General features: G+C 37.6%; 10 protein-coding genes. 3 read left to right on the top strand and 7 right to left on the bottom strand.

Annotation, left to right across the window (positions count from 1 at the left end):
* Positions 1-420: 420 nt before the first annotated feature.
* From QUG14_RS20060 to QUG14_RS20035, 6 genes are all read right to left on the bottom strand, one after another.
* Positions 421-1,590 carry a M20 family metallopeptidase gene (locus tag QUG14_RS20060; protein ID WP_289342204.1) on the bottom strand — a complete coding sequence of 390 codons (1,170 nt, stop codon included), beginning with the start codon at positions 1,588-1,590 and terminating at the stop codon, positions 421-423.
* Between the two features lie 18 nt (positions 1,591-1,608).
* Positions 1,609-2,601, bottom strand: a complete 993-nt coding sequence (locus QUG14_RS20055) for an ABC transporter ATP-binding protein (RefSeq protein ID WP_289342203.1) — start codon at positions 2,599-2,601, stop codon at positions 1,609-1,611.
* 14 nt (positions 2,602-2,615) lie between these two features.
* Positions 2,616-3,587: an ABC transporter ATP-binding protein gene (locus tag QUG14_RS20050; protein WP_289342202.1), complete on the bottom strand. Its 972-nt coding sequence runs from the start codon at positions 3,585-3,587 to the stop codon at positions 2,616-2,618.
* An 11-nt stretch (positions 3,588-3,598) separates the two neighbouring features.
* Entirely contained in the window at positions 3,599-5,158 is a 1,560-nt protein-coding gene (locus QUG14_RS20045) for an ABC transporter permease (protein ID WP_289342201.1), read from the bottom strand.
* A gap of 15 nt (positions 5,159-5,173) precedes the next feature.
* Positions 5,174-6,097, bottom strand: a complete 924-nt coding sequence (gene nikB / locus QUG14_RS20040) for a nickel ABC transporter permease (RefSeq protein ID WP_289342200.1) — start codon at positions 6,095-6,097, stop codon at positions 5,174-5,176.
* A 173-nt stretch (positions 6,098-6,270) separates the two neighbouring features.
* A complete protein-coding gene (locus QUG14_RS20035) occupies positions 6,271-7,890 on the bottom strand; it encodes a glutathione ABC transporter substrate-binding protein (RefSeq protein ID WP_289342199.1) in 1,620 nt (539 codons plus the stop codon).
* A 250-nt stretch (positions 7,891-8,140) separates the two neighbouring features.
* Here QUG14_RS20035 and QUG14_RS20030 point away from each other — a divergent pair, with 250 nt between their 5' ends.
* Entirely contained in the window at positions 8,141-10,180 is a 2,040-nt protein-coding gene (locus tag QUG14_RS20030) for a sigma 54-interacting transcriptional regulator (RefSeq protein ID WP_353961079.1), read from the top strand.
* Positions 10,181-11,331: 1,151 nt separating this feature from the next.
* On the opposite strand, the gene QUG14_RS20020 is transcribed toward QUG14_RS20030, so the two are convergent.
* Positions 11,332-11,658 (bottom strand): VanZ family protein, encoded by a 327-nt coding sequence (locus tag QUG14_RS20020; protein WP_289342198.1) that lies wholly within the window; start codon positions 11,656-11,658, stop codon positions 11,332-11,334.
* 282 nt (positions 11,659-11,940) lie between these two features.
* On the opposite strand from QUG14_RS20020, the gene QUG14_RS20015 reads away from it, so the two are divergent.
* Positions 11,941-12,306, top strand: coding sequence for a CidA/LrgA family protein (locus tag QUG14_RS20015; RefSeq protein ID WP_289342197.1), 366 nt, complete (start codon positions 11,941-11,943; stop codon positions 12,304-12,306).
* Entirely contained in the window at positions 12,303-12,992 is a 690-nt protein-coding gene (locus QUG14_RS20010; RefSeq protein ID WP_289342196.1) for an LrgB family protein, read from the top strand. The genes QUG14_RS20015 and QUG14_RS20010 overlap by 4 nt, the downstream gene beginning before the upstream one ends.
* Positions 12,993-13,071 lie beyond the last annotated feature (79 nt).

Below are 13,071 nucleotides of genomic sequence, written 5' to 3'. Positions count from 1 at the left end.
CAAACAAACAGCAACTTCATCCGGGTCTGTCAAGTGCTCTCCTTGACAGGCTCTCAGGGTTCTGGGACTGCAAAAAGATGAGAAGGAGAAAAGGAACCAGAGTGATTATCACTGATTCCTTTAAATAAATGCGAAATTATAATTTAAAGAAATATATTCGTTATTACAATAAAAAACGAATCCAAAAAAGAATGGGATTCGTTTCTCCTAAAATATATTATTTTAATTACCAAAATGCTTCATAAACGTCGAATTTTCCAATGTCTATTTTTCGGGGGCTTGACCACAGGCACGGGAATTATCCTCAAGTACTTATATCAAGCTCTGAAGGACAAGACTAACCTTAAAAACTAGGAAATAACCCTTCAGCCGCTCCATTTTGACAGTTTCTATGGTCGTATTCGTTATAATTAAACATTTCTATCTCTGATTATTTTCAAACTCTTCTTTAATATTTTTTAGTGTTTCTTTCTGAGTAAGGATGTCATATCCTGTTGCTGCTAGTGTTTTTGCACCGAGGATGAGTGTCTTCATTCCATCTTCACTTCCTACAGCATCTCTGAACTCGGTTGTATGAACTGGGAATGGGGCATTTGGAACTTTTATATAAGGGTGTATAGCAGGAACCTTGTGACTTACATTTCCCATGTCATTTGAGCCATGGCTTAATCCTGATTTTATCTCTTCTTCTTTCACACCTAGTTGGATTAAATTATCATTATATACACTTGATAGTGTTTCATTGGTAATTAAATTCGCATAACCAAATTCGTGTTTTGATAATTCCAAACGGCATCCAGTTGCAAGAGCAGCCCCTTTTGCACAGTTGATTACTTTTTCTACCATTTGCTCTAACGTTTCCGTCTGTTTTGTCCGCACATAAAATTGTGCTTGTGCTCGATCTACGATTATATTTGGAGCTTTTCCACCTTCACTTATAATACCATGAATCCGTACGTCATCAGTGGTATGCTGCCTGAGTGCATTGATGTTATTAAACGTTTGAATCACAGCATCCAGAGCATTCACTCCATCTTCAGGGTGAGAGGCAGCATGAGCAGCTTTTCCATAAAAATCAAATTGAATAGCCTCCATGGCTTTAGATGTTCCACTCTTTTCATAGTTTTGAGAGGGATGAACCATAAGAGCTACATCTACTGTATCAAATAACCCTTGCTCGGCATATGTTACTTTTCCGCCGCTCGTTTCTTCTGCAGGTGTGCCAAATACAATGACCTTACCACCGGTTTCCTTAATCACTTTACTAACACCAATTCCGGCTGCAAGACTCATTACTCCGATCAGATTATGCCCACAAGCATGACCAATTCCAGGCAAAGCGTCATACTCACAGAGATAAGCCACCGTTGGTCCTGGTAATTTTGAATCATAGACACCATGAAATCCAGTAGCCAATCCACCTGTCCCTATCTCCACCTCAAAATCATGTTTCTTTAGTTCAGTTGTTAACCATTCACACGCTTTAAATTCTTGGTGGCCGAGCTCTGGATTTTCCCATATTCTTCGACTAAGACGGATAAATTCATCTTTATTTTCTTCTATAAAATCAATGATTCGTTCCTTTGACATAACATCCACTCCTATCTTTTATTCATCATCTGTAAGTAATTTCTCTGTATAAAGATGACAAGCTACATAATGATTTTTTTCTACTTCTCTCATAACTGGCCTATCAGTTCTACAGATATTCATAGCCTCAGGACATCGACTTGCAAATGCGCATCCTTTCGGTGGATCAACCGGTGAGGGGACATCCCCTTGCAATAATACTCGTTCCCTTTTTTGTCTCGGGTTTGAAATGGGGATAGCCGATAAAAGAGACTTTGTATATGGATGTAAAGGATTTTCAAAAAGTGAGTCTGATTCTGCCAACTCCGCCATTCTTCCCAAATACATGACACCTATCCGATCACAGAAATGCCGAACTACACTTAAGTCGTGAGAAATAAATAAATAGGTGAGGTTTAAGGTTTCCTGCAGATCCATCATAAGATTTAAAATTTGGGATTGAATCGAAACATCCAGGGCAGAAACGGGCTCGTCAGCGACGACTAATTCTGGTTTCAAGATAAGCGCTCTAGCAATCCCAATTCGTTGTCTCTGTCCACCTGAAAATTCATGAGCATATCGGTGTATGTACTCCGGATTTAGCCCACATACATCCATGATTTCTAATATTTTTTTTCTTCTTTCTTCTTTGGAGCCAATATTATGGGCTTTTAAAGGTTCTTCCAAAATTTCTTCCACTGTTAATCTTGGATTCAATGAATCATAAGGGTCTTGGAAAACCATCTGAATATTTTTACGTACATTTCTTAACTGTCTTTTCGGTAATGAAGTTAATTCCTGGTCTTTAAAATAGACCTTTCCAGATGTTGGCTTAATTAGTTGAAGAACAGCTCTGCTTGCTGTAGATTTCCCGCAGCCGCTTTCCCCAACGATACCAAAGGATTCCCCTTTTTTTACTGAAAACGAAATGCCATCAACTGCCTTGACATAATTTATTTTATTGTGAAAAACACCGCTTTTTATTGGGAAGTGAACCTTCATTTCTTCAATTTTCAAAAGATCATCTGCCATAAAAGAACTCCCCCTTAGTTAACATGAAGCCAACATCTAGATTTGTGATTTTCACCTACATCGATAAGTTGTGGATCGTCAGTTAAACATTTTTCCATCACCTCTTGACATCTAGAAGCAAACCGACACCCTTGCTTCACTGACCCAGGAGCAGGCACCTGACCTTTGATAGAAAATAGCCGTTCACTCTTTTCCTGTATATTTGGAGTAGAAGAAAGCAATCCTTTCGTATAAGGATGCTTTGGATTATTAAAAAGCGAATCGACATCCGTTTCTTCCACAATTTCACCCGAATACATGACCATGACACGGTCACACATTTCCGCAACGACTCCCAAGTCATGGGTTATGAACATAATCGAATTATTTGTTTCTTCCTTAAGTTTTTTCATTAAATCTAAAATTTGTGCTTGTATCGTTACATCTAATGCAGTTGTTGGCTCGTCTGCAATTAGAAGTTTAGGCTTACATGCTAGTGCTATAGCGATCATCACACGCTGTCTCATGCCACCTGATAATTGGTAGGGGTAGTTTGAATACACTTGCTCTGCTCTAGGAATTCCTACCATCTTTAACATTTCGATCGAACGTTGCTTTGCTTGCTTTTTCGAAATGGGTTCATGCAGCAAAAGGACCTCATCGATTTGTTTACCAATCGTAAATACGGGGTTCAAGCTTGTCATCGGCTCTTGAAATATCATGGAAATTTGATTGCCGCGTATGTCACGCATTTTTTCATCCTCTAATTGAAGAAGGTCTTTTCCATTAAAAAGAATTTCTCCATTTCCTACATGTACAGGAGGAGTAGCAAGAAGTCTCATGATCGATAGGGAGGTCAAACTTTTACCACACCCAGATTCTCCAACTATACCAAGGGTTTCTCCTTCATACACATGGAAGGAGATATTATTTACAACTGTTGTTGGTTGTTTGTCCTTCATGATATCAATTTGTAAGTCTTTCACATCTAGTACTTTATTTTTCATGATGCTCCCCCCTAATCCTTTAGCTTTGGATCTAATGCGTCCCGTAACCCATCACCAAGAATATTAAAGCTAAGTGCAGTAATCACGATTGCCATCCCTGGAAAAAATGTCGGATGGAATACATTCATGCTGTTATCCTTTGCTGAACTCAACATTGCTCCCCATTCAGGGGCAGTAATGTCACCGCCAAGCCCAAGGAAGCTTAAGGATGCACCTATTAAAATAGCAATCCCTACACGCATGGTAAAGTAAACCAGGACAACAGATATTGTTCCTGGGAAAATATGCCTTGAAATGATGACCGAATCCTTTACACCAATGGCCTGAGCGGCTTCAACATAGGTTTTTTCCTTTAATGCTAAGGTGCTGCCCCGCACGATTCGAACAAACGTCGGAACCGTAAAGAATGCTACTGCAAATATGATGTTGGTTAATCCCGGTCCTAAAAGTGCAATGACAGCAATAGCTAATAGAATGCCAGGGAATGCCAGTAAGATGTCTGTAAATCTAGTAATCAATCCATCGACCCACCGACCATAATATCCAGCTAACAATCCTAAGACGGTACCAATAACTGCCCCAATAGAAACAGAAACGAACCCTATTAACAAAGTATCCGCGGTACCAACTAAAATACGACTGAATATATCACGATTTTGATGATCTGTTCCGAACCAGTGCCTGGAAGATGGAGGTTGATGCTTTGATAAATCACTTAAATTAATGGAAATTTGTTTCGGAATTACTTCAACAACATGCATTTCTGAAGAACTTCTTCCAACAGAAACCGGCAAAATAGTTGAAACAGAACCAATGGAAACTTTAATGACGCTTTCGCCTTCTTTAAGGGCCTTAACGATTCCATCTTTCGATACACTGACTATTTCAGGGTCCATAGACTGAAATAGCGAAGATTCGTCCTCTTCTTTTTTAGTACTGGATCCAGTATTAAATCCGGAGGAACTCGGCTTTTCTTTGTCCCCTTCTTTTTTCATTTTTTGCATCATGCCAACCAATGCTTCTTCCGTAATTTTCTCTCCATTGGAAAGGAATCCCGTGAGTTTAATCTCTTTTGTATTCCCTATTTCGAGAACATCGTCAATTCCTTCAGCCTGAATCCTGGAAAGGATTGGTTTAATTTCCTTATCACCAACATTAATTTGAATTACGGTAGAAACCTCTTCACTAGTAACTACAACAGCTGTCGTTCCCTTTCCATTTGCATTTACTTGAATTTGGCCATCCTTTTCACGAGCCGCTGCAATAAGACGATCCTCACTTATTACTGTTAAATCAGAGAGTTCACTTTCATTTTTCATACTTCCATCGGACATTTTCGCTTGTACAGGGACTTGTATGGTTGAGGCTTCATCTATGTTTATTCTCTTTTCGGAATACTGTTCAAGAACTGGGCGGTGTGGATCATATGGCGTGAAAAACGGACCGAATAACCCTATCAAGATAATCAATAGCACCATAAAGAATGACATAACAACCAGTCGTTGTTTTAATAGTTTATTTAACAACGTTCGAAAAGGGGACCTTGCCTGTTTTCTTTGTATTTCTATCATTTCTGTCAGCCTCCCCTACTTTAACCGGATTTGCGGATTCAGTATCCCATAGCTTAAATCAACAAGTAAATTAACTACAAGAAATTGTATCGAAAATAAAAATATAAGAGCTTGTGTTACTGGATAATCCCGGGACAAAATGGAATCAATTAAATAAGAGCCAAGACCTGGCCATGAAAAAACTTGCTCGACAACAACAGATCCACCTAGTAAAAAACCAAACTGTAAACCGGTCATGGTTACGACAGGGATGAGGGCATTTCTAAGAACATGAACCCATACAATGAAAGATTCCTTTTGTCCTTTTGCCCTGGCTGTACGTACGAAGTCCTCGTTTAAAACCTCTAGTAAACTTGATCGAGTAAAGCGCGCAATAATGGCTGCTACACCAAATCCTAATGTAATAGATGGTAGAATCAGATGGCTCAATGTCCCAGTTCCACTCGTAGGAAACCAACCTAGTTGTACAGAAAATATTTGCATAAGCATGATCCCAAGCCAAAATTCTGGAACACTTATGGCAGTTACAGTGGAGATCATTCCAACGCGATCAGAAAGAGAGTTCCTTCTCGTAGCAGAGACGATTCCTACAACAATTCCGATAACGATGGCCCAAATCATACTAACCAAAGTTAGGACTAGGGTATACCCAAAGCGTCGCAAAATTTCATCGGAAACCCCTGATTTTGTTCGATAAGAAACCCCAAAATCACCATGAACGAGAAGATCATACATGTATCGTCCATATTGTGTGTACAGAGGATCATTTAACCCCATCTTTTCCCTTAGCGACTCATATGCTTCTTGACTAATTTCTGCACCATACATAATCCGAACTGGATCTCCTGGGGACAAATGTACAAACAAGAAGGAGAGTATGGAAATAATAAATAGAATAGGAATCATACCTATAATTCTCCGAATAATAAACGTTAACATTTTTCCCACCTGCCTTCCAATTCCAAAGCTTAACGTCATATTTTACTATTTAACGGAACAGTCTACTAATATAATTAAATAGTTTTTTCTATGTAATAGAAAAACGGCTTTCTTATCTCAAAAAAATGAAAGCCGTCGTTTCCATCAAAACTTTCATCCTGTAAAGGGACGAACTATTTCTTTTCTGCTCCATTTACCCGAACATCATCCGAAGGTAGAATGGTTACATTATCCACATTACTACGTTTGGCAACAGAGTTTTCTGGCACATATAAGAAAATCCATGGTGCATCTTTAAAAACAATTTCTTGTAACTTTCCATAATTTTCAAGACGACCTTCTTCAGTTGGAGACTGAAGTGCTTTTTGCAGCAATTGATCCACTTCTTTATTTACATAGAAACCAGAGTTATTATAGCTTGGTGGTACTCGGTCTGAACCAAAATTTGGTCGTAATCCCCAATCCGCTTCCCCAGTACTTGGTGACCATCTTCCAATCCATAGATCTGTTCCTTGGTTATTATCCAATTTATCAAATAATGTTCCACTTTCTAACGCCTGAACTTCTACCTCAATACCTGCTGCTTTTAACTGAATGGCCACGTTTTCCGCTACAGCAATAAACTCTGTTTCGTTTCTTGTCCAAAGAGTTGCTTTAAATCCTTTTTCATATCCGGCATCTGCCAATAATTGCTTCGCCTTCTCCAGGTTATACTCATATGCTTCTTGTTTGGCATATCCAGAAACACCAGGTGCAATGGCAGAATCTGCAACCACTCCATAGCCATCCATTACTTGTGAAATTAGCTGATCTTTATTAACAGCGTAATTCAAAGCTTGTCTTACACGAACATCCTGGTACTTTTCATGCTTCAGACTCATACCTACATAAAATAGATTTAAAGAAGGTCCTGTGAATACATCGATACCTTCCGTATCCGACAATTCTTTTACACTTTGCGTTGGAAGCTTGGTAACAACATCTGCTTCACCTGTTTTTAACATGTTTACACGAGTATTTGCTTCGGTTACTGGTTTAAAGACAATTCCGGATAGTTTAGGTTGATTATCCTTATCCCAATAGTTATCGGATGCTTTTAATTTCACATGAACGCCATCACGCCATTCACCGAATGTAAAAGGACCAGTTCCAACAGGATTCCTATCTAAGTTATAGTTTGAATCTGCTTGTTTCTTTTTGATTTCTTCTACCGATTTAAAGCTAGCAGAAGCGTGTGCCATATAGGCAGCCATGGCAGAATTGGGTTCTTTTGATTTAATTGTTACCTTGTATTCGTTATCGACAACTACTTCATTGATAAATTCGAAAAAGCTCGCTCTAGCAAGGCCATTTTCTTCATTACGCACAAAATCTAAGTTCGCTTTTACGACTTCTGCATTAAATGGTGTTCCATCATGGAAAACAATTCCTTCTTTTAATTCAAACGTAATGGCTGTGGCATCCTCGTTAAATGAATAGTTCTTTGCAAGCAATGGAACTAATTTCATTTCTGAATCGAAAGTCAGTAATCCCTCAAAAATAGATTCCTGAACATTAGATGAATTCCCATCCGTAGAGTTTTGAGGATCTAATGATGTAGGTTCTCCCTCCAAAACAACAACAAGTTCCTTACTCCCTTTTTTCGATGCATCTTGTTCCGCAGTTTCCTTTGTTTCCTTTTGATCTGAATTGCTTTTTGTTGAATTATCCTTTGAGCACCCCACCACGACAGACATCACAATCAACAAAAGAAAAATCATACTGCTTAATTGTTTCCACCTTAAAACTTTCATTCTCTTTCCCCCTTACTCGTTTTTCGATTTTTGTATCTTTATTCAATATAACTAATATGCAAGAAGTGTGCCAATATTTAAATAACTCAAACTCCCTTTAACACAAGTATTCCCCTTACCCACTGGTTCTATATGGTTGTTTTATGGTGGTAAATGGACATAACCATTTATATGAATTATAATAAGTTATCAGATTATTTATAAAATGGTCATAACCAAATAAAACCAATTAAACAAGGAGAATTGTTCCATGATGAAAATGGATGAACTAGTACTCATTGCTGGTGCACAAGAAACAAGAATGACATTACACAAACAGCTCGAAGAAGTACTAGGAGATTTTGTTGAAGTGAAGAGCTATTCCTTAGAGGAACAAATTCCTTTTATTGATAACCAGATTGTTGTACTATCCTCGGCACTATTAGAGGACGAAGTAGTTCGGCACATAGGTAAAAACTGCAGAAAAATTATTGCTAATCGCATGGTGAATTATCATAATATCGATCGGCTATTGATGCTTCCTGAAGGAACTCAAGCTTTGTACATTACTGACTTCCCCCAGACAACAATGGATTCGATCGATTCTCTTAAACAACTTGGTATTGATCATATCGAATTACATCCCTACTATCCTGGAATAAAGGATTATTTTAGAACAGAAATTGCGATTAAGCCAAGAACAGCCCTGATTTTACCAGATATGGTAAAGGAAGTTATCCACATCGGCCCCCGTCTAATCGACTTTACTACGATTCTATTTATTTTAGAGACAATAGGGCTCTCAGAAAGAATAGGCAAAACCGTATCTGAAAATTTCACTCGTACACTTCTTGGTTTAAGTAAAAGAATTGCAGAAGCTTATAATCTAAATACGAAAAGTCTTAATATGCTTCTTGATGGAATCCATGACAATGGGGGAATCCTTGAAATAAATTACGAAGGAAAAATATCGGTATTCAATGAACAGCTGGAAAAAATCCTAAATATCCCTCGAGACCGTGCATTTGGAGAAAATATTCGGAATGTGTTTCATAACACCGAACTGGTTAATTTTATTTTTAATTCCTCAAAACGAGAAAAGCGTTCTTTCGTTTTTTCAAATGCAGAGGTAACAGTGCACCGTTTCCACTTTCATTCGGCAAAATCGATTGTAGCCCTTTTTAAAAAAACGCATGACATTATAAAGAGAGAACGAACTACGTCCAGAGAGTTTATTCGGAAAGGGTACGTTGCGAAATATACCTTTGACGACATTATAGGAACAAGTCCCATTCTCCAATCAACAATTCATACGGCTAAAAAATTGGCGAAATCAGATCTTACTATATTAATAGAAGGAGAAAGCGGAACAGGCAAAGAGTTGTTTGCTAGTGCTATTCACAATGAATCCATGAGATGCAATGGTCCCTTTCTAGCTGTCAACTTTAGTGCACTTTCGGAGGACTTAGTGGAAAGTGAGCTATTTGGGTATGAAGGTGGTTCCTTTACCGGTGCTAGAGCGGAAGGAAAAGCCGGATTGTTTGAACAAGCGAATGGGGGAACTATTTTCCTTGATGAAATAGGGGATGTGAGTCTTAAACTACAAGCACGGCTCCTACGTATTTTACAGGAAAAAGAGATCATGAGAGTAGGCGGAAGTAAAATTATTCCCGTGGATGTTCGTGTAATTGCTGCGACTAATAAAGATCTTTTAAGGATGATAGAATTAGGAACCTTCAGGGAAGACTTATACTACAGATTGAAGATTCTCTTTATCCATTTACCTGAGTTGAGAAATCGTAAACAAGACATTCATAAACTGATATATCATTTTATAAAACAGAGCAACAATCCAAGTGTGCAAATTCAGCCAGAGGTGGTTCATCGACTAGTTCAATATGAATGGTATGGAAATATCCGGGAGTTAAAAAACACGATTGATTATATGATTACTGTCTGTGAAGATAATCGAATAGATACTAATAGTCTACCTGATCATAACTTCTTTCAAAAAGAAAGGAAAAGTTTATCACCCTTACCAATATCGTACCAAGTGGAGGACTACACCCTTCACATAAACGAAGAAGAAATGAAAACAATCTTACAAGTAATTTTTAATATCATCCAATCAGGAGAACCCGCAGGACGAAAAAAAATATCAGAAGAGACACAAAACCATGGTCCGTATTTAACCGAGCAACAAATTCGTCAACGCCTCGACATACTGCAAAATAAAGGATATATCATAAAAAGCAAAGGCCGCGGCGGAACAAAGCTAACCGATAAAGGAATAAAGTATTTAGAGGGATAAGAAATCCCGCTTCCTTTGCGCAACCTATCGACTGAACGTTACGACTTAGCTAAAGAAAACACGATAAGCTAAGCGACTACCTGAATAAGCTTCTTTCTTATTCTACCAAATTTCTTTTACCTAAAATGCTCCTCTCCCAAAAACTTAAATCAAGTTAGGGGATCGTTACTAGAGCCTTAAGATGTTGGAACATTTGTTTCAACATCTTTTTTTTATTAATGGATTCATCAGTAATAATGAAATCCATTCCAACAATTTTACGCTTAAAAAATAACGGCCTCTATTTATGGTACGGTTCACCGTTATGGGTCTAAATGAGGTTTTACTTGTTCATAATAAATTAGCTTTTCATGGTAGACTTTAATCTTTTTCCTGGAGAAACAACACCCCTTCAGCAGGCTTAAAACATTACGCTTGCTTCCAATTGATATGAGTATCCGTAGAAAAAGTCGAAAGCTCTTCAGCTTTTCGCCTTTTTAGTATTTATAAGGTTAGTTTAATTCAGGCCAGTAACCTTTATTAGCTTCAATTAAATCATCCAAAATTTCTTTTGCTACTTTTGCACTTGGTACTGTTTTTGAAAGTGTTAAAGCCTGCCATAATTTAAATGAGTTTTGCTAAATCAAGGCAGCCTTAAAAAAACCTGTATCTCACTTCCTTTTAAATTCCAAATGAGAAACCAGTGAAGTAAATAAGCGGAAGTTTTCCGCTTATTTTCAGAATGGAGCGCGTTTCGGGGTAAATAAGCGGAGGTTTTCCGCTTATGCAAAGCAAAATCCCCCTTTATTCTGTTTTTCAAGTCAATAGACGGAATTTCTCCGTCTATTGAGGCTAATTTACATGCTATTTTATAATTAGGCGGAATTTTTCCGTCTATTTATCAGATTGGATGCTTAGCTTAACTAAAAACCTCATTTGCTTATGATAAGGTTCACCATGTTTAAAATAAACCTGTTTATAATATAGGTACAATCCATTCTTCAATAATCTGGCCCGATTGCGGAAGATTATTTTATCGAAAACCAATCAAATTTGTATAACATACCAAAAAATAGGTTTTTTATCTTTGATCATCCAGAAGGTATGAAGTGGTGAAAACTATGTCAAAGGTGGTACATTTCTTTGGCTGTAATCACTGCTTACCATTCCTTTCACCTCATTATTTTTTCTTTCCTCAACACATCAATAATTAATAACAGCACTAATGCAAAAATACATATCGTTCCGATTGAAGCTAAAACATTAAGGATTTTATTTGCTTTTGTACTAAACAGCTTACAAAATACAATATAAACTCCAACTCCAATAATTCCACCTAATGTATTTCCCAAAAGGATAAATTGCAATACTTCAAACAACAAACTAACTCCTGCTATTGGTACAATCTTTTTCAAGAAAGACCAATTTGGTTTTAGCATACTGATATAAATTCCAAATGGGATAAATGAAAATCGTAGAATTTCAAGAAATGTTTCCATGATTATCACCTCTTCTCCTAAAAGGAAAGAAGATCGACAACCAACCACCCCAACAATAATCAACTGCAACTACATTCTATCACTGTTTAGCTATCTAACAACCTATCAATCTTCGACAAATAATGGGGAGAGACAGGCAAGTGAAATCTTGTAAGATTTTCTTACGTTTTTTTGGTTTGTTAAACAAAATTTATGTAATGTTTTCCTACACAATCGCTGACACGGGTTCAAGGTTACCTTAAACTGAAATCAACAAATCATAACGGGGGGGGGGCGGGTAAAGTGAATCTAAGTTGGTTTTTGCAACTTTTAATCATTTTAGGATTTTTAATACTTGGCCATGGTATTGTTACAGTATCTCACCTTCCCTTGCCAAGTAGTGTCGTTGGTATGCTTCTGCTATTTATCTTCCTCTTAACAGGAATGCTGAAACTAGAATGGATTGAAAAAGCCTCTACATTTCAGTTAAAACATCTTACATTATTGTTTATTCCACCTATTGTAAGCCTCTTTTTATCCTCAAGTTTTCAGGAGAACGTCCGATTGAATGTTTTAGCTATATTAGTTGTGAGCAGTCTTTGTTGTTTGTTAGGTACAGCCTTTGCTGTGGAGTGGTATGAAAAAATAAAAGGGAGAAATGCAAAATGATACTTCTAACTGTAAATGCTGTTTTCTGCATCGCCATCACCTTAGCCTGTTACTTTCTTGGTCTGCGTTTCTATCGTAAATATCAAAAAGCTTGGTTGAATCCTCTGTATACATCATCTCTTCTTCTGATTTTTTTGCTGATTGTTTCGCCGATCCAAGAAGGAGCTTATCAGCAAGGAAGTTCAGTGTTTAGTCCGTTGCTACAGCTGGCTGTTGTCTCATTAGCTGTACCGCTTTATAAGCAATGGTCTTTTTTGAAGAAAAACTATAAAAAAATCTGCATCGGCGTAATGAGTGGGACAGTCTTGGGAGTTATAGCTGTATTAGAGATGTCCCGCATTTTCCACTTGCAGGAACAGTTGTTGGCATCCTTGATTCCTAGATCTGCTACTCTCCCAATTGCATTGACTATATCCAGTGATCTAGGGGGAATTACGTCGACCACCGTCTTGTTTGTGATTATGTCCGCCCTAATTTCCTTAATCATCGGCCCAATTTTATTAAAAAAGTTGGGTATAAAAAGTAAATCTGCGAAAGGGCTGGCAATGGGAACCTCAGCCCAAATGCTTGGGGCTAACCGTTCTCTCCTATGGGGAGAAGAAGAAGGAGCAATGGGAAGTGTTGCGATGACTATATCAGCATTGTTTCTTACCATATTAGTACCGATCCTCCCATACATTTTATAGATGTAGAAGAATTTTTATAAAGCTATTTAGAGAAAAAATGGTTATTATCTCCATGGATTTTAGTTAAAAATAATATTAA

Source organism: Neobacillus sp. CF12, from assembly GCF_030348765.1.
Taxonomy (GTDB): Bacteria; Bacillota; Bacilli; order Bacillales; family Cytobacillaceae; genus Neobacillus.
This window is presented reverse-complemented; position numbering and strand designations above follow the sequence as displayed.

What these genes read in the sequence shown, in the direction of transcription:
- QUG14_RS20060 (WP_289342204.1), bottom strand. Translation starts at nt 1,590, where the DNA reads ATGTCAAAGGAACGAATCATTGATTTTATAGAAGAAAATAAAGATGAA.
- QUG14_RS20055 (WP_289342203.1), bottom strand. Translation starts at nt 2,601, where the DNA reads ATGGCAGATGATCTTTTGAAAATTGAAGAAATGAAGGTTCACTTCCCA.
- QUG14_RS20050 (WP_289342202.1), bottom strand. Translation starts at nt 3,587, where the DNA reads ATGAAAAATAAAGTACTAGATGTGAAAGACTTACAAATTGATATCATG.
- QUG14_RS20045 (WP_289342201.1), bottom strand. Translation starts at nt 5,158, where the DNA reads ATGATAGAAATACAAAGAAAACAGGCAAGGTCCCCTTTTCGAACGTTG.
- nikB (WP_289342200.1), bottom strand. Translation starts at nt 6,097, where the DNA reads ATGTTAACGTTTATTATTCGGAGAATTATAGGTATGATTCCTATTCTA.
- QUG14_RS20035 (WP_289342199.1), bottom strand. Translation starts at nt 7,890, where the DNA reads ATGAAAGTTTTAAGGTGGAAACAATTAAGCAGTATGATTTTTCTTTTG.
- QUG14_RS20030 (WP_353961079.1), top strand. Translation starts at nt 8,141, where the DNA reads ATGATGAAAATGGATGAACTAGTACTCATTGCTGGTGCACAAGAAACA.
- QUG14_RS20020 (WP_289342198.1), bottom strand. Translation starts at nt 11,658, where the DNA reads ATGGAAACATTTCTTGAAATTCTACGATTTTCATTTATCCCATTTGGA.
- QUG14_RS20010 (WP_289342196.1), top strand. Translation starts at nt 12,303, where the DNA reads ATGATACTTCTAACTGTAAATGCTGTTTTCTGCATCGCCATCACCTTA.